This window comes from Phycicoccus sp. Root563 (genome assembly GCF_001427915.1).
In the GTDB taxonomy this organism is placed as follows: Bacteria; Actinomycetota; Actinomycetes; order Actinomycetales; family Dermatophilaceae; genus Pedococcus.
Genome location: NZ_LMGM01000002.1, coordinates 86984 through 103636, shown reverse-complemented (window position 1 = coordinate 103636; position 16653 = coordinate 86984). Strand labels below are relative to the sequence as shown.

Annotated in this window: 16 protein-coding genes and 1 other RNA gene; 10 read left to right on the top strand and 7 right to left on the bottom strand. The window is 68.7% G+C overall.

Annotation, left to right across the window (positions count from 1 at the left end; translation table 11 throughout):
- Positions 1 to 65: 65 nt before the first annotated feature.
- The 3 genes from ASD62_RS17840 to ASD62_RS17830 form a co-directional block, all read right to left on the bottom strand.
- A complete protein-coding gene (locus ASD62_RS17840; RefSeq protein ID WP_157581630.1) occupies positions 66 to 1340 on the bottom strand; it encodes a sensor histidine kinase in 1275 nt (424 codons plus the stop codon).
- Positions 1341 to 1378: 38 nt separating this feature from the next.
- Positions 1379 to 2062, bottom strand: a complete 684-nt coding sequence (locus ASD62_RS17835) for a response regulator transcription factor (RefSeq protein WP_056917579.1) — start codon at positions 2060 to 2062, stop codon at positions 1379 to 1381.
- 87 nt (positions 2063 to 2149) lie between these two features.
- A complete protein-coding gene (locus ASD62_RS17830; protein WP_082553358.1) occupies positions 2150 to 3175 on the bottom strand; it encodes a BTAD domain-containing putative transcriptional regulator in 1026 nt (341 codons plus the stop codon).
- 213 nt (positions 3176 to 3388) lie between these two features.
- Here ASD62_RS17830 and rnpB point away from each other — a divergent pair.
- Positions 3389 to 3786, top strand: an RNA gene (rnpB, locus tag ASD62_RS19515) — RNase P RNA component class A.
- Positions 3787 to 4124: 338 nt separating this feature from the next.
- On the opposite strand, the gene ASD62_RS17825 is transcribed toward rnpB, so the two are convergent.
- Entirely contained in the window at positions 4125 to 4334 is a 210-nt protein-coding gene (locus tag ASD62_RS17825; RefSeq protein ID WP_056917577.1) for a DUF6582 domain-containing protein, read from the bottom strand.
- Between the two features lie 776 nt (positions 4335 to 5110).
- Between ASD62_RS17825 and ASD62_RS21055 the strand changes: the two genes are divergently transcribed.
- Entirely contained in the window at positions 5111 to 5746 is a 636-nt protein-coding gene (locus ASD62_RS21055; protein ID WP_369818827.1) for a CinA family protein, read from the top strand.
- 181 nt (positions 5747 to 5927) lie between these two features.
- Here the strand turns inward: ASD62_RS21055 and ASD62_RS17820 are convergent, their stop codons facing one another.
- Genes ASD62_RS17820 through ASD62_RS17810 form a run of 3 tightly spaced genes read right to left on the bottom strand, consistent with a single transcriptional unit; the run spans position 5928 to position 7659 of the window.
- A complete protein-coding gene (locus ASD62_RS17820) occupies positions 5928 to 6509 on the bottom strand; it encodes a DUF3618 domain-containing protein (RefSeq protein ID WP_056917576.1) in 582 nt (193 codons plus the stop codon).
- Entirely contained in the window at positions 6506 to 6925 is a 420-nt protein-coding gene (locus ASD62_RS17815; RefSeq protein WP_056917575.1) for a phage holin family protein, read from the bottom strand. Before ASD62_RS17815 ends, ASD62_RS17820 begins: the two co-directional genes overlap by 4 nt.
- Positions 6922 to 7659, bottom strand: coding sequence for a hypothetical protein (locus tag ASD62_RS17810; RefSeq protein WP_056917574.1), 738 nt, complete (start codon positions 7657 to 7659; stop codon positions 6922 to 6924). The genes ASD62_RS17815 and ASD62_RS17810 overlap by 4 nt, the downstream gene beginning before the upstream one ends.
- 403 nt (positions 7660 to 8062) lie before the next feature.
- Between ASD62_RS17810 and ASD62_RS17805 the strand changes: the two genes are divergently transcribed.
- The 8 genes from ASD62_RS17805 (at position 8063) to ASD62_RS17765 (ending at position 16275) form a co-directional block, all read left to right on the top strand.
- On the top strand, positions 8063 to 8926 hold the full coding sequence (locus tag ASD62_RS17805) for an SDR family oxidoreductase (RefSeq protein ID WP_056917573.1): 864 nt from the start codon (positions 8063 to 8065) through the stop codon (positions 8924 to 8926).
- Positions 8927 to 9267: 341 nt separating this feature from the next.
- Positions 9268 to 9975: a sigma-70 family RNA polymerase sigma factor gene (locus tag ASD62_RS17800; protein WP_162254794.1), complete on the top strand. Its 708-nt coding sequence runs from the start codon at positions 9268 to 9270 to the stop codon at positions 9973 to 9975.
- Positions 9976 to 10325: 350 nt separating this feature from the next.
- Positions 10326 to 11153 carry a DUF72 domain-containing protein gene (locus ASD62_RS17795; protein WP_235530789.1) on the top strand — a complete coding sequence of 276 codons (828 nt, stop codon included), beginning with the start codon at positions 10326 to 10328 and terminating at the stop codon, positions 11151 to 11153.
- Positions 11154 to 11383: 230 nt separating this feature from the next.
- A complete protein-coding gene (locus ASD62_RS17790; protein ID WP_056917570.1) occupies positions 11384 to 12454 on the top strand; it encodes a YihY/virulence factor BrkB family protein in 1071 nt (356 codons plus the stop codon).
- Between the two features lie 1024 nt (positions 12455 to 13478).
- Entirely contained in the window at positions 13479 to 13748 is a 270-nt protein-coding gene (locus ASD62_RS17780; protein ID WP_056917568.1) for a Rho termination factor N-terminal domain-containing protein, read from the top strand.
- Between the two features lie 342 nt (positions 13749 to 14090).
- The gene (locus ASD62_RS17775; protein WP_162254793.1) at positions 14091 to 14582 is read left to right on the top strand and encodes an ANTAR domain-containing protein; all 492 of its coding nucleotides are present in this window, start codon (positions 14091 to 14093) and stop codon (positions 14580 to 14582) included.
- Between the two features lie 624 nt (positions 14583 to 15206).
- Positions 15207 to 15746 carry a hypothetical protein gene (locus ASD62_RS17770; protein ID WP_056917566.1) on the top strand — a complete coding sequence of 180 codons (540 nt, stop codon included), beginning with the start codon at positions 15207 to 15209 and terminating at the stop codon, positions 15744 to 15746.
- A gap of 100 nt (positions 15747 to 15846) precedes the next feature.
- Positions 15847 to 16275, top strand: a complete 429-nt coding sequence (locus ASD62_RS17765) for a hypothetical protein (RefSeq protein ID WP_157581629.1) — start codon at positions 15847 to 15849, stop codon at positions 16273 to 16275.
- Positions 16276 to 16653: the final 378 nt, after the last annotated feature.

Genomic DNA, 16653 nt, shown 5'->3' with positions numbered 1-16653 from the left:
CTGCCTCCTGAGGAAATGACAGGCCCACGGTGGAGGCACGACCTTGGGAAAATCTTTCTGCCGGGTCAGCGGGGGAGCCGGGCGCGCACGACGGTCCCGTGCGGACGCCTGCCCTCGACGACGACCGAGCCCCCGGCCTCGGTGATCGTCTCCCGGACGATGTCGAGCCCGACGTGCCCGGCGATCCGGGTCGCCACGGCAGTGCCGCCGCTGGTGACCAGGCCGCGACCGTCGTCCGCCACGCGCAGGCTCACGGCATACGGCGTGATGATGAGCTCCACGTCGACCACGCCGGCCTCGGCGTGCTTCGCCACGTTGACCATCGCCTCGCGTGCCACGCGGTAGATCAGTCCCGCGGTGACGGGGTCGACGCCGGTGTCCTCGTCGAGGTCGAGCTCGACCCGCAGGCCCTGCTCCCCGAGCCCGGCCGCGAGGTCACGGATCGCCGCGTCGAGGCCGGCCTCGTGGGGTGTCACGGGGAAGAGGTTGGCCACGATGTCGCGCAGGAGGCGGATGTCGCGACGCAGGATCGCCGCGGCCCGGTCGGCCGTCGGGTCCGAGCCGTCGCCGGCCCTCCCGAGGGCCTCGAGGCTGACCGCCGCGCCCGAGAGGTCCTGGATGACGTCGTCGTGCAGGTCCTGTGCGAGCCGTTGCCGTTCGAGCTCGACGGCCTTGACGGTCTGGGCGAGCAGGCGCGTACGCGACCTGCGGATGCTGCTGACCCGTCGGGCGAGGCCGATGGCCAGCGGCAGCTGCGACAGCGTGAGGGCGCCGAGGGCGAGCACCCCCACGGGGGCGATCTTGGCGAGCAGCTGGTCACGTTCCCGCTCGACGCGGACGAGGGGGAAGTACATCTCGTAGACGACGTCCTGTCCCGCGTGTGAGGACGACAACGTGTAGACCTCGACGAGGCTGTCGGTGCCCCTCTCGAAGACGTTCTCCTCCTCGTCGAGGGTGGAGATCGCCGAGACCGGCGCACCACCCGGGCGGAGCTTCGACAGGTCGGGGTCGGACGAGAAGTTCCGCCCGATGAGGGCGTGCTCGTCGGAGTAGATGATCACCCCGTCGGGCTTCCAGATCTTGACCCGCGCCAGGGATCCGTCGCTCATGCGCGGCCCGAGGCGGCGGTCCATCGCGGCGATCGCGTCCGGCTGCGAGGCGATGAGGGCCTCGGTGACCCCCGGCGCGAGGAGCCTGCGGGCGATGCTGGCGCCGTCCTCCGCCGCGTTGTCGAGGGCGTGCGCCTCCGCGATCCGTTCGAAGGCGAGGAAGGTCGGGACCGACACGACGACGAGCGCCACCGCGCCGTACAGGAGGTGCCGCACGACGGCGCGCCGCACTTCGGTGCTCTCCGAGGAGGACCCGCCGCGGCCCCACATCAGCGGAAGTCGTCTCGCAGCTGGCGATCGGGCTGCTCGATGGTGACCAGTCCGAGCTGGGCGGCGATGATGACCGCCTCCAGCTGGCTGTGTGCCTTGAGCTTGGTCAGGATCGTCTGCACGTAGCTGCGACACGTGCTCAACGAGATGTTGAGCTCCTTGGCGATGTGCTGCACGTCCTCGCCGCGGGCGAGCAGGGCGAGCACGTCGAGCTGCCGGTCGCTCAGCCGGACCGGGGTCGTCGTCGGTTCCGCGGCCTCCGCGATGAGGTGGACCATCAGCTCGGGGTCCACGGCGACGTGGCCCGGGCCGGCGGTGCGCACCGCCTCGAGCATGTCGGCCAGGGTTCCGTCCTTGGCCAGGAAACCGCAGGCGCCGGCGACGAGCGCGTCGCCGGCGAACTCCGGCTTGGCGTGGGCCGTCAGGACGATCACCCGGGCGAACGGGTCGATGGCCATGATCTGGCGGGTGGCGTCGAACCCGGTCGAGTCCGGCAGCTGCACGTCCATGAGCACCAGCTCCGGCCGCAGCTCGCGGAACATCGCGACCCCCTGGGCCGCTGTCGTCGCGTGGCCGACGCTCTCGAGATCGGCTTCACGGTCGAGGGCGTTCGTCAGCAGCTCGGCGAACGTCTTGTGGTCGTCGACCACCAGGACGCGCGTGACCGTCTCCTGCACCTCCATGCGACCAGCCCCCTCCGTCGCGCTGCTGCCAGCCCAGGCCGAGGTCGAACGTGGTCCATCCCGACCTGTACGACCCGCCCCCGATTGTCAGGCCGATCGCGCCGCGGCGGCTCCACCATTCGTCGTGCTCCCTGCTCGTGCCAAGAGCGTGGACAGCACCAGTCGAGCCTCCTCGAAGGACACGGGAGGCGTGCTGCGGGGAGCAGGTCCACGGTGCAGCGACGACGCCGGTCCGCGGCTACCTGTCACGCTGTGCAGGCTGACGACGGCATCGAGCAGGCGGCTGAGCTCACCGTTCGCCTCGTTCGCCCCGCGCAGCAGGCGGACGTACGTCTCCTGCAGCACCCGGCCGGGGGAGCAGCCCAGCTCGCGAGCGAATACCTGCCGGCAGTCGTTGTAGGCGCGCAGGCCCTCGGCGTGCTGGCCGAGCCGCTCCAGGCTGGACAGGTAGGAGATCCAGGCGGCCTCGTCGAGGGAGTCCTGCTCCAGCGCGAACATCGACCACTGACGCGACAGCGAGGGTGCGAGGTCGAGGACCTTGACCGCTCCCTGCACGAGGAGGGTCCGCATGCGCCCGACGTGCAGGCGTCGCAGGTCGACCAGCCACTCCAGGTCGCCCTCCTCGGGGAGCACGTCGGCCTGCCCCAGGGCGAGGGCCTCGACGAACAGCGGTACGGCGTCAGCCGCCGCGGTGCGTGGGTCGGTCGCCCGCCGGATCAGCTCCTCGTGCCGGTCGAGGTCGAGCTCGACGCGCGACATGTCGAGCGTGTAGCTCCCGGCCACCGAGCCGATGACGTCCTCGATGCCGGGCGCAGCCGCGTGCAGGTGCTTGCGCAGCACGCACACGTACGTCTCGAGGTTGGCCCTCGACCCCTTGGACCCGTCGCCCTCCCAGAGCATCGAGACCAGGCGGTCCTTGCTCACCGGGGCGCCGCCGTGGGCGAGCAGCGCCTCCAGGATCAATCGCGGCTTGGTGCCGCCGAGCTGGCGTGGTCCGAGGACCACGGCGCCGACCCGTAGGTGGAACCCGCCGAAGAACCTGACCTGCATCCGCGCAGGTCGCCCGCCGCCCCTCTGGGCTGGACGTGCTGTCGTGCTGTCGTACGTCGTCATGTGACCCCTCCTCACCGCGTCCGAGGCTGTCGCATCCTGCGTCCGTGCACACGGTGCATTCCGCTCAGAAGGTCACCCCCAATCCGCTGTGGCCCGACGTGACCATGCGCCCTGGTCCGCAGGGACTAGTCACTCCCCAGTCGCCCCCCTTCGGACGGCAGGTATGGCGCGTGGCCGGCCACGCGCCATACCTGCCCTATCCTTGGCGACGGATGAGTCGGCCAGGCGGTCGCGTCGGTGGGCAACCACCGCCGAGGAACGTCCGGGCTCCACAGGGCAAGGTGGTGGCCAACAGCCACCCGGGGTGACCCGCGGGACAGTGCCACAGAGAACAGACCGCCGCGGTGGACCACGCAGCTCCGGTTGCGCAGGCACCGCGGTAAGGGTGAAACGGTGGTGTAAGAGACCACCAGCGGGCCAGGTGACTGGCTCGGCTAGGTAAACCCCACCTGGAGCAAGCTCAGACAGTGTGCGTCCGAGGGCTGCCCGCCCGAGCACACGGGTAGAGCGCTGGAGGCAGTCGGCAACGGCTGTCGTAGATGGATGACCGTCACCACGGCCCGGGCAACCGGGCCGCGGGACAGAACCCGGCGTATCGGCCGACTCATCCACTTCACGCCTCTTGCCTTCGGTTTGTCTCCTCGAGCCATTGCTGGTCCGCAAATGGTCAAGCACACTTTCCGGGCACTCCGTCGAGAGCTTCCCTGGTGCGCTCGTGGAACCGGACTGGGGGACTTCCGCTGCCGTGAGTGCGCGGTCCATTCGGGCCAGGACGCAGATCGCCGCATGGGCATGCCGACCTCGTTGGTGAGACCAACGAGGTCGCGGGGCAGCTCTCCAGATGCGCGCTCAGCGCCTCCGACTGCTCCAGGTCGCGACCGTCGATGTTGAGGCTGAAGAGCTGGCCCTGTCGCAGCCCGGTGCCGGTCGCCATGTGACGGCCCCTCGGTCAGTCGTCCTTCTTGAGACTCGGGTACTTCTTCTCCACCGCAGCTCGTACTTTCTGCTTCTCCGCTTCTGATCCATGCTGGGCTACCCGAGCCAACGCGTTCCGCGCATGCTCGATGTCGGGGATGGGGTACTTCTCCTGTTCCGGCAAGGCGAACGACGACTTCTTCAGCCGCTTGCGGTTCCGGCTGTCACTCAGATCCTTTGACATCTGATCTCCTTCCCTGGGGTCTTCCATCTCCGATCTACCCGCATGACCCATGGCCCAATCAGGAGTCGGCCACGAACCGACGAAGACGCAACCTGGTGCGGCACACCCTAAGTTGCCCTGCTCGGCCCTGAAGCGGCCCGATGGACTGGTCCGCCGGGAACGTCGCTGTCGACAGTGTCCGGAACCCAGATGGCCGGTTGGCGGCGCGCCAGCCCACCCCAGATCGCGATCGCGCCACCGCTCGATGTTCGACCTCTCGACGGGCGAACTCGAGCACGGCAGCCCGTGCAAGGGAGCAGATTCCCGAGTCGGGAAGCCCCAACACGGTTGAGAACCCCCTTGTCAGGGCACACCACAGACATGCCAGCAATGACCGACTGTCCAAGCCACAGTCAAAGTCCATTCCGGGCTGCCCTTGATCGTCAGCCCGTCCGCGAGCTCCCTGCGGGGGTGTCATCCGGACCACGCGGCAGCCGCCGCGTCGGCCCGAGCGCACCACCATCCCCCGAGCCAAGGACGCGCAGGACCCGGCGCCGGTCAGGTGACTGCGCGAACCCAGGAACCAGGCAGGGCCCGATGGGCGAAAAGCAACGCGAACAGGCGCAGCGCCGGGACTGTGGCAACGGGGGGCCCGGGCTCGGCCCGTCACGCCCACCCGGGACCCGGACAGGTGAGTCCGCCGTGCTCGGGGGAGCCGTGCGCGTCGGTGGCTGCGCCAAGGCGGACCCACACCGCCTTCGAGATCGGTTGCTGCCGACCCGCAGGTCCCTACCTCCATGCCTGTGGGCGCTGGGCCAACGGAGGTGCGCATGACCGACAGCCTGTCCCGACTTGAGCTACTCGCGGCACTGCTGCAGGAACGCGGTTGGACGATCGCAGTGGCGGAATCCCTTACCTCCGGCGCCATCGCCTCGGAACTGGGCCGTGGTCCTGAGGCTGCTTCCTGGTTCCTCGGGGGCATCGTTGCCTACGCCTCCCGCACGAAGTTCGACATCCTGGGCGTCTCGCCGGGCCCGGTGGTCAGCCCGACCGCCGCCTGCTCCATGGCGGCCTCAGCAGCGGAACTCTTCGGCTCGGATCTCACTCTGGCTGCCACGGGAGTGGGGGGACCCGGGCCCCAAAGTGGGGTAGCAGCCGGAACGACCTGGCTTGCCGTCCGACGCCGGGACCACGTCGAGACACACGTGTTTCACTTCAGCGGGCTCCCTGAGCGGGTGATCGGCCAGACGGTCGACGAAGCTGTACGACTGCTGATCCGGGCCTGCCGCGGACCACGGGACCCCGGCCGTAGCCGCACCGAGCCCGGCTCACTGACAGATCGTCCAACGGAACCTCGGCCAGTGTCGGCTCCCGTCGCGGCCGACCTCGCTACGACCCCGACCTGGTCCACAGACGGCCAGTCGGCCGGCTGAGAAGCTTCGCTCCATGATGAGGGGGCCCAGGTCGACCTGGGCCCCCTCAAGGCCACGTTCACCCCGCCCGGCAACAGTTCCGACTGCGAAGTCGGGATGCCGTGCACGAGACGCTGTGCTGCTCGTACCGCATCCTCCTTTGCGACTGAAACCGTCGACGTCGAGGAACGGGCGCTGCGTTCTACTCCTGGGTTGAGCGCACCGTGTCGGCGGACGACTGGGCCTGGGCCTTGACGTCGTCGGCGGTGGCCTTCCCTTCCTCGGTCACCGTGCCGGCGGCATCCGTGGCCGCGGTCTTCACGCTCGCGGCTGCCTGCTGGGCTGGCTCCTTGAGCTCCTGGGCGGTGTCCTGCGCCACGGACTTCGCCTCCTCGATGAGCGGCTCGGCCTTGTCCTTGAGCGCCACCGCGGCCTGCTTCTCCTTCTCCGAGGCCGGCAGCATCGAGCCGACGAGCCATCCTGCGCCGAGGGCGATCAGCCCTGCGGCGAGGGGGTTGCCCTCGGTCTTGCGCCGCGCCTTGTCGGCTGCCGCGCCAGGGGCTCGACCGACGCTCGAGGCGGCGTCGGAACCGCTGCCCCGGACGTCGTCGGCGGCACCCATCACGCGCTCCTTGACGGAGGTGGCCACGCCAGCGACCTTGTCGGCCTGTCGGCGGGCGACGTTGGAGGGGCTCACGGTCTCGGTGAGTGCGTTCACGTCATTGCTGAGCCGACCGCGGGTGTCCTCGATCTCCCTGCGGATCTGGTCTGGGTTGTTCGTCATGCGTGGTCCTCGTTCCCTTTGAGCGCGTCGGGGATCTCCCGGGCAGTCTTGGTTGTCTGTGGAATTCCCTTGACCTGCTTGATCTCTCCTCGTCCTCGTGCAGCCAGAACTGCAGCGATGACAGCCCACACGCCTGCCACGACGAGGGCTGACCACCCACGTCCGATGTGGTTGCCCAGTCCCCACCATGCGGCGACGGACAGGAAGAGCAGGACGAAGTGACCGGCGACACCGGCTCCGGCGAGCATCCCGGCGCCCTTGCCCGCCTTGGTGGCGGACTCGCGCATCTCGACCTTGGCCAGCTCCATCTCCTGGCGCACCAGGGTTGACAGGTCGCGACTGATGTCCGCGAACAGCTCGCCGACGTTGCTCAGCGAGCGGGCCTGGGGGTCGTCGAGCTGGTCGGGGTGGCTCATCGGGGCGACTCGCCGGTGCTGACGGGCGCGCTGTAGGCGGAGAACCCGGCAGTGCTGTGGTCGACAACCGGTGCGACCGGAGCCGCGGCCGGCGCCGTGGTCGTGGCCGCATCGGTGGTCCCGCTAGCGTCCTGGTCCTGGTGGTCTGCCACGAGTCCACGGCTCAGGCGTCCCCCCACCAGGCCAACCAGGGCCGCGGTCGCGAGGAAGGTGCCCGGACGCTGGCGGGCGAACTGCTTCACCTCGGAGACCAGCGAACCAGGATCGCGCTGGTCCAACCACGCCGCCGCATCGCCCATCCGCTGTGACGCCTGGTGGGCAAGGTCGCTGGCGACGCCCTGCTGCTCGGAGCCACGGGCCATGCCCGACAGCTCCTCGCTCAGGGAACGCAGGCCCTCGGCGACCCGGGTCTGCTGCTGGGCACTCTGGTCCATCAGCTGCGTGCGCGTCTGCTGCCAGAGTTCCTTGGCCTGCTGGCTGGTCTCCTGGGCGACGTTCTTCACCTCGTCCCTGCCAACCTGTGCCACGTGCGCCGCACCGTCCTTGACCTGCTCGCCGGTGGCCTTCGCCTCCTCCTTGGCGACGTCCTTGGTGCTGGCCGCGTCGTTCGTACTCGTGGCGCCGACCTCATCCGAGAAGGCACGGTCCTCGCGCCCGTGGGTCACCTCGACGGTGCCCAGTTCACGCGTGTTGTCGTAGTCGTCCCTACTGGTCGTTCCGTACATCTCACTCATGTCTCGTCCAGTCCTGTTGAAGGGGGTGGCACGCCGTTCGGTGCTGGGCGCCTTCTCCCTATCTACCCCCGGCCTGACGCCCCAAACCATTTGTGAGCCCCTGACCTGCGCAGATGTGCTGAGCGGCTCGCGCACCGCTGCCCACGCAGTGTGGCGATGGCACGTTCTGAGCGGGGTCTTGCGTAGGACGACCGTGGTCAGCCTCGAGGGAACTGCGGTCAGCGCGTAGGCCCGAGCAGCGTCCGCCGTCGATCGGCGAGCCACGGGTCGTGGGACGTTGCGCGTGCCCCCATCAAGGTCGAACGCGAACCGCTCACTTGTCGCGTGCCGCTGAGTCAAGGGACACGCGACAACAGCCGACCCAGGTATGCATGCCCCGGACTGAACGGGGTATGGCTCGCTCATGGACACACGAGCAGATCTCTCGAACATTGCTGGACAGCAGCAGGACTGGCCAGGCGCCGTTGGCCACCTTGACCCTCGACCGGACCACGGCGAAGAGTCGTATGTGGGCCGCGGCCGGCTGGCGGGCAAACGCGCGGTGATCACGGGCGGAGACTCGGGGATCGGGAGAGCGTGTGCCGTCGCCTTCGCCAAGGAGGGGGCCGATCTCGTGGTGGCCCACCTTCCTGAGGAGCAGGCCGACGCTGACGAAACGGTCGACTTCGCGCGGTCCGTCGGTAGGCAGGCGCACTCCGTCCCCGGCGACCTGCGCACCTGGGAGGCGAACAAGAACCTTGCCGACGGCGCCGTTGAGTTGCTGGGCGGGCTGGATGTCCTCGTCTGCAACGCGGCCTACCAGATGACACATGACGAGCTCAGCGACTTCTCGCCAGAGCAGATTCGTCGAACGTTCGAGACCAACGTCTTCTCACCGTTCTGGCTGACCGAGGCTCTGGCGCCACAGCTGCGTGGTGGCGGGTGCGTGGTCGTGACGACGTCGGTTCAGGCATATTCGCCCTCGCAGCATCTCCTGGACTACGCCGCGACCAAGGCCGCTCTGAACAACCTGGTCGTCAATCTCGCACAGGAGTTGGGCCCTACCGGGATTCGCGTGAATGCCGTCGCGCCCGGTCCGATCTGGACGCCGCTCATCCCGGCGACCATGCCGGCCGAGAAGGTCCACGGCTTTGGCTCAGACACGCCGCTGGGTCGTGCCGGCCATCCGGTTGAGGTGGCCTCGGCCTTCGTCTTCCTTGCCTCGGACGAAGCGAGCTTCGTCTCCGGTTCTGTGCTGGGCGTCACTGGCGGGAAACCCGTGTTCTGAAGCCTTCTTCTACCCCCGTCCACCCCCAGAGTCGTCCCGCAGACGGGGTGCAGTCGAAGGTCGTCGGGCAATGTCACATGTCCGCTCACCAGTTGACGCCTTGCGTCGGTCTGGCGCACCGCGCCAGCTCGACGCGCGCGGGCCGCACACAGGTTGCGCGGTCCGATATGGGGTGCTTGTCTTTGAGGAACGCATGGTCCAACAGCGGCGCCGGTGCATCCCACGAGCACGAAGGGCGCCCGCCTATGGACCCGTTGACCACACAGTCTCACCCCTTTCCTCGAGGCGCTGGCCGAGACACTGACCTCCGGCGAGCGGAGTCGCTGCTCGAAGCCGCGCTCGTGTGCCAGGACGCGAGAGAGGCCGGCCGCCTCAGGCACGATGCCGTCCTGCTGTGCCTCGACCTGGCCGACTCCTGTGCACGGCGCTACGTGCAGCGAGGTGTCGAGCTGGAGGACCTGTCGCAGGTCGCCCATGCGGCTCTCGTCAAGGCGGCCATCCGGTACGTCAGCGGTAAGGGCTCCGGCTTCGCCGCGTACGCCCGCGCGACCATCCAGGGAGAGATCAAGCACTACTTCCGTGACTGTTGCTGGGCGGTGCGACCCCCGAGAAGCCTGCAGGAAGGCCGTGAGCCGATGCTCGCCGCTCAGGAGCGGTTGCGCCAAGAGTTGTGCCGCGAGCCCACGGCCGCTGAGCTCGCGACCTCGCTGGGTTGGAGTATCCGGGAGGTCGACAAGGTCATGGCCTGCCGCAGTGCCTTCCGGGCCGCGTCGCTGGACCATGACCTTCGTGCTCCGTCCGGATGGGTGGGGTCCCTGCTGACCCGGGATGAGTCCGCCACCGTGGACGACCATGTGGTCCTGTCGACGAGTCTGCAGAAGCTGAGCGACCGGGATCGCCGGATCGTCCATCTCCGGTTTGTGGAGGAGATGACCCAGTCGGAGATCGCCGAGGAGCTCGGGGTGAGCCAGATGCAGGTGTCACGCCACCTCACCCGCATCGTGGCCCTGCTGCGTCACGACTTGGAGGTGTTCGTCGCGGTCGCCTGAGGCCGAAGTCCCTCGCCCTGCCCCTCCTCGGCGCCCACGTGTTTCTGCGAGTCACCAGCGGGTAGAAGCATGCTTGTCCGTGCGCTGCATTCGATGGCATCGGATCGAGTGCCTGGCGCGGCCAGGCTGACCGGTCCGTACCACCCCGCGAAAGGATCCCCCGATGGTGATTCCCCAGCTCGCCGGTCCGCTCACCGGAACCCATCCGAGCCCCCCGCCCTGGCCGGACCCCGTCGCGCCGACGCCCCGCCCACACCCGGACCGCGGCGCGCTCAGGTGAGCCCACTTGACCGCACGCGACGAGGTCAGCCCGACGAGCAGGTGCAGCCCTGAGGCGCGACACCGGGCGCGTGCGGGTCGGCACCTCGGGCTGGCGGTACGTGAGCTGGCGTGGCGACTTCTACCCCACGGGGTTGAGGCAGCGCGAGGAGCTCTCCCACCTCAGCCGGCTCGTCACCAGTGTCGAGGTGAACGGCTCGTTCTACTCCCTGCAACGCCCTGAGCGGTACCGCAGCTGGGCCGCCGTGGCCCCACCGCATTTCGAGTTCGCCGTCAAGGGCGGGCGGTACATCACCCATCTCCGCCGGCTCCAAGGTGTCGAGACCGCGCTCGCGAACCACTGGGCCTCGGGAGTCCTCGCCCTGGGACCGGCTCTGGGGCCCACGCTGTGGCAGCTGCCGGCGCGGTCCGCCTTCGACGAGGACCGTCTCGACCGCTTCCTCTCCCTCTTGCCGCGTACCGCAGGCGAGGCAGCCGAACTGGCTCACCAGCACGACGACAAGGTCGCCGAGGGCCGGGCCCAGACTCACCTGGAGGCTGGTGTGGACCCGGCCTCACCAGTGCGTCATGCGCTGGAACCCCGGCACCAGAGCTTCGACGACCCGCGGGCGCGCGCACTCCTGGACAGTCACGGCGTGGCGCTGGTCGAGTCGGACAGCGCGGGCACCTGGCCCAGGTTCGCGGCGCTCACCACGGACCACGCGTACGTCAGGCTACACGGGGAGGACAGGCTGTACGGGGGCGGCTACGCGGCGAAGACACTGGACGCGTGGGCAGGACGTATCCGGGGCTGGAGCGCCGAGGGGAATGACTCCTACGTGTACTTCGACAACGACATCGACGGCCGGGCTCCGCACGACGCAGTGTCACTGCTCGATCGCCTGGCCGACATCCTCTGACTCCACCACAGCACGAAAGGGGAGCGGGTGGCGGACCGAGCGGCCACCCGGCACGCGCGATGGGGCTGGCGGTAGCGGCGGCCCTCGACCCCCGTCCCCACCTGCTCAACCGCTCAGTCTCGTCGGGTCCTGGCGAGTCCCGGGAACGCGCAGAGGTCATGCGCCGATGCGCGGATACTGCTCGGGTCCAAAGGCGGTTGAAGTCGTCCTCGCCGGGGCACAGGACGGACATGCCAGCAACGACGCACACCGACACCTCACCCGGCACCCCCGCAGGCGACGCGCCAGAGGGGCAGCCGGACTCCCCGACAGACGTCTCGAAGGAGTCATGGCAGTTCATCGCCCGCAAGACCTTGAGGGAGTTCAGCAGGGACCAGTGCACGGACCTCGCGGCGGCCCTGACCTACTACGCCGTGCTGGCGCTCTTCCCGGCGATGATCGCGCTCCTCTCGCTCGTGGGCCTCGTCGGGCAGGGCCGCACGACGGTCGACACGCTGCTGAGCATCTTGCGTGACCTGGGTGCAGGCTCTGCCGTCACGACGCTGGGCCCCACGCTGCAGTCCCTTGCAGACCGTGGGGGAGCCGCGGGCCTCGCGTTCGTCGTCGGCCTCGCCGCCTCCCTCTGGTCCGCGTCGGGCTACGTCGGCGCCTTCGGCAGGGCCATGAACCGTATGTACGAGGTGGAGGAGGGCCGCCCGTTCTGGAAGCTGCGGCCGGTGATGCTCGTGGTGACCCTCGTCGCCCTCGTCCTCGTGGCGCTGGTCGCCGTCGCCCTTGCGCTCACAGGTCCTGCGGCCAAGGCCGTGGGCGACGCGATCGGTGTGGGGTCCACCGCGCTGCTCATCTGGAACATCGCCAAGTGGCCAGTCGTCCTCGTCGTGGTGGCGCTCGTGGTGGCGCTGCTCTACTACGCAACGCCCAACGTCGAGCAGCCGCGGTTCCGGTGGCTCAGCGTGGGGGCGTTGGTGGCCATCGTCGTGTGGGTGCTGGCCACCCTCGCATTCGGCCTCTACGTCTCGACCTTCGCCAGCTACGACAAGACGTATGGCGCTCTCGCGGGGGTCGTGGTCTTCCTGCTGTGGCTGTGGATCACCAATCTCGCACTCCTCTTCGGCGCGGAGCTGGACAGCGAGCTCGAACGTGGCCGTGAGCTCCAGTCGGGGATCCGAGCGGAGCGCACGCTGCAGCTGCCGCCCCGGGACACGCGCACCAGCGACAAGGCGCGGGCCAAGGAAGAGCGGGATGTTGAGCGCGGCAGGCGGCTGCGGGAGACCAAGGGCCAGACGGACCCCGAGGCGTGATGTTCAACCCGAACGGGCGGAGTGCCGGGCCTCCAGCGGGGGGATGCTGCGCTCGGCCCTCGACGCCCGCCCGGGGCCCCGAAGGGCGTTTCCCAGCCTACGTCGGCACGTTGTGAACGGCGTGAACCGATCCCAAGGCCCACGCGGCAACTTGGTCCCCAACCGCCGAGACGGTGATCGGGGGCGGCGACGCCGTCACCTCCGCCGCGCAGTGAGCACCCCACGCGGCGAGCATGACCGACACCCAGACTGGTGCCGCAGCCGTCGCCGATCTGGCGCGGAGACACGGTCGGGCCGTGGTGCCACCACGTGTCGGCCTAGCTGTTTTCGTCCGACTTCCTGGTCATCGTCACCGGCCGATGAACGCCGTTGATGCCTCAGCGTCAAGCCTCACGCTGGATCGGTGTCGACGGCTGGTGGACGGTACGCGTCAAGCCAATCCAGAAGTTCTTCCAACGTGTCGAACCTGCGTTGGCGCGGGAGGACCGAGAGGTACCAGACCAAGCGGCTGGGGGCGTGCTGTCGCAGCAGCAGGGCTGCCAGGTCATCATGCGTGGCTGGGAAGCACCGGGGCGCCAGATGTGCCGCGAGCTCGCTACCCCAAGCCTGGGACTGCGCCTGATTTGTCGCTGTCACGAAGTACACACCTTTCGATGTCGTCAGAACTCCTTGGACTGACCCTTGCCCCGTCAGTGACCATCCCAAACCACGGACGGCCGGATTTGGGGACGCAGCGGCGATGACACGTTCCGGCACCTGCTGACCCCTCTCGGGAGGCGGTGGGCTGCGTCCACGTGACCCACCTCAGCCCTTCACCCGCGGCCCTTGGACGCTGTTGCACGACGACCTCGGGACGCCTACTTTGTCGACGAGCGCCAGATCCCGCCGGCAGGGGAGAGGAACGTGCGGAACATCAACCGGCCTCCTCGACAGCCCTTCAGCGCCAGCTGCGCTAACGCTCTCAGCCCGCGCTGAGGTAGCAGACGGGCATGGCTGTTTCGGTGTCGAAGAAGGAGATGAGTTCATGCCGAAGAAGAGCCCAGGGCCAAGTGTGAAGGACCCAGAGGTGTATGAGGCATTGCGCGACGAGGGGTCCTCGAAGGAGAAGGCCGCACGCATCGCCAACGCGGCCGCAGCCTCATCTCGAACGTCCGTCGGACGCAAGGGTGGGAAGGCCGACGACTACGACGAGCGGACGGTCGCTCAACTCCGTAAACGGGCCAGCGAGCTCGGGATCGAGGGCCGCAGTTCGATGAACAAGGCCGAGCTGGTGCACGCCCTGCGCAACCGGTGACCCGTCAACCCCCTCTGGCTGTGCCGCGAACGGGGGGAGTGGCCAGCAACCGAGGGCGCGCGGGGGACGTGCGCCTCTGGTCACGCTCCGGTTGTAGGGATGCCTCCCGTCTCGAGGCCTGCGATGGCATGCTGGTGCCGGTTCGGTAACACCGGTCGTCCGACCCCCTCTGTGGGCACGTCGCGTAGGAGGCGTTGCATGCCGTCAGGTCCCCCGAGCGAGGCCGTGTGGCCTTTCGAGTACGACGTACCGGCCAAGCGTTGGGGGTGGGCCCCGGGGCTTCGTGACCTGCATGGTCTCCGGCCTGAAGAGTCCCCCACCACGCAGGTCATGCTGGCGCGCATGCTGTTGCAGGACCGAAATCTGATGCGCAAGCGGTTGGTCGAGCACCTCGCGGCGCCCGGGACCTTTTCGTACACCTATCAGTTACGGGACGGACGTGCACGGGTCCGCCGCATCAGGTACGTGGGCCAGAGCGAGGCGGTTGCCGGAGAGGTCAACCGGCTGCACGGGTTCGTCATCGACATCACCGACCTGCTGGCCGAGACTGCGGCGGATGCTGTGGCTGGCGCGGTGGAGCACCGCGCCAGCATCGAGCAGGCCAAGGGCGCCATCATGCTCAGCTTCGGGATCAACGGCGAGGCCGCCTTCGACCTGCTCCGTGGCTACTCCACGCGCTCCAACATCAAGCTGGCCTCTGTCGCCGAACACATCGTTGATGGGCTGTCAGACCCTTCGTACTCCAGGGACGACTCGGTACGCGGGCTGCTGGACATCTTGCTGGCTTTGGAACAGCCCGCGGCCGGCGCCGCAATTCTCCGACACCAGATCTGATGGCCCGGTTGCCCGCGCCTCGACGGGTGTGCTCTGAGAGTTTGCTCCCCCTGCGGGCGACCGTCCACCAAAGGCAACGGTCGCCCCGAACCTCGTCGGACAGCCGGGATCTTTCACCGTGGACTGCCTTCCCCTGATGAGGTCCTTTGCCGAGGATACGCCGCTCTGACCTGCAGCGATAGGCGTAGGGAGGCGGTTGGCACGCGGTGCGCGCAGCGGCTCGTCCAGGGCTTGATGGTTGTCGCAAGGCTCTTGGGCGTGCCTCCTGCGGCCGTAGGGCGCTGTGGACGAGTCACCGCGTCACGTGAGGGGGGCATCGGCGTCCGCACGGCGGCCGTATGCGTGCAACACGTCAGCGCGCCCCAGGGCTGATCCGTGTGTGACAGCTCTTGGCCACGATCCAACGCGCTCCGGACGCGCCTCCGAGTTCCTCCTCGCCGCGTTCGGGCAGCTACAGGCGCAAACACGAGCGAACCGTCGCACCATCGCCGCGTCATGTCGACGGGGTGACGGGGTCTTCATGGGTGTGACGGGAGAGTGCAGGACCGACCCGGTCCGCCGTCAGCCGTCAGCAGCAACTCGATCCGCAAAGGGGCCCAACCGGCCCCGCCCAAGGAGAAGCTCATGATGAAGACCAAGCTCATCGGAACCGGAACAGCCATCCTCATCGCAGGCGCCGTGGGGCTCGTCCCCTCAGCCACCTCGGCGAGCGCGGCCTCGCCCCGCGCGACGGTGGCCCCGGCGGCGCAACCCGCAGCCACCACGCTGCCCGTGACGGGAACGCTGCCAGACGGCACAGCCTTCGTCGGCAGCCTGAGCAACCTGACGACCTCGGTCGTCAACGGAGTGGTCCAGCTCTCGGGCACCATCAGCGGCACCGGCCTGCCGACGGGTGGAACGACCTTCACGGCCCCCGTGCAGAACCTCGCCGCGCCCAACGGATGCAGCATCCTCAACCTGGACCTCGGCCCCCTCCACCTCGACGTGCTCGGGCTCGTCATCGACCTCGCGCCAGTCGTCCTCGACGTCACCGCCGTGCCGGGGGCGGGCAACCTCCTCGGCAACCTGCTGTGCGCCGTCGCCGGGCTGTTCGACGGCCCCGGCAACGCGCTGGGCGGTGTCGCGGCCCTGCTCAACCGCCTTCTCACGGGCCTGGGTCTCTGACACCAGCCCCTTTCCTACCCCGCGGTGGCGCTCCACCCCTCATTCCGGAGTGCCACCGCGGCCCCACCGCCATCACCCCGTCAACCGTCTGGAGCCCCTGATGACCGTGATCGCCTTCAAGCCGAGAGCTCGATCCAGTTCGTCCGAGCGGCATCCATGCGACACCACCCCGATCGTCGGTCGCTTCCGCTCACCACGGGGACGAGTGGGGACGATGGTGGGCAGCCTTCGTCTCACCCGTCTGGTCATCGCGCCTCGGGGCGCATTCGTCTCGGGCATCTTCACCGGGGAGCTCCGCGAGCCGGACGGCACCCTGATCGGCGTGGACACCCGACGTGCCACCGTGCCCGCAGAACTCGTGCGTGACGAACAGGGTCTTCGCCCCGTCGTCCGTGGATTGAAGCTCGACCTCATGGGTATGACCATCGACGTGGATGCCTTCGTCATCGATCCCTGCCTGGCCTTTCCCCGCGGTCAGGGTTCCCGCCGCGGCAGGCCGGCAGCAGCAAGGGATGTGGGCCGTCGGTGATCGCTCTCGCCCTCATGACGCCCCTCCTCGCCCTGGGTCTCATGCATCTGCTGCACAAGGTGGAGCTCTGGACGCTGCACGGGGAGCCTGGCCTCAAGGCACGACGGCCGTGACCGCAACCACCACGTCAGACCAACCTGACGCTCCGCGCCGCCTACGTCGGAAGGAGGTCGCCAGTGTCCTGCCCCGATGGTGACCATGGGGATGTGCATGAAGACCCAGCCGTACCCGGCTCGGTGGACGCCGTTCCCGTCCCCCTTCCCCGAGACCCGCCCCTACCGCCCGGGTATGTCGACCCGCTCGCGGACAGCACACTGCTGGCTGAGATGGCTCCCGTCGGGGGCCTCGACACTCAAGCCCCGGGCGCCGAGATCGATG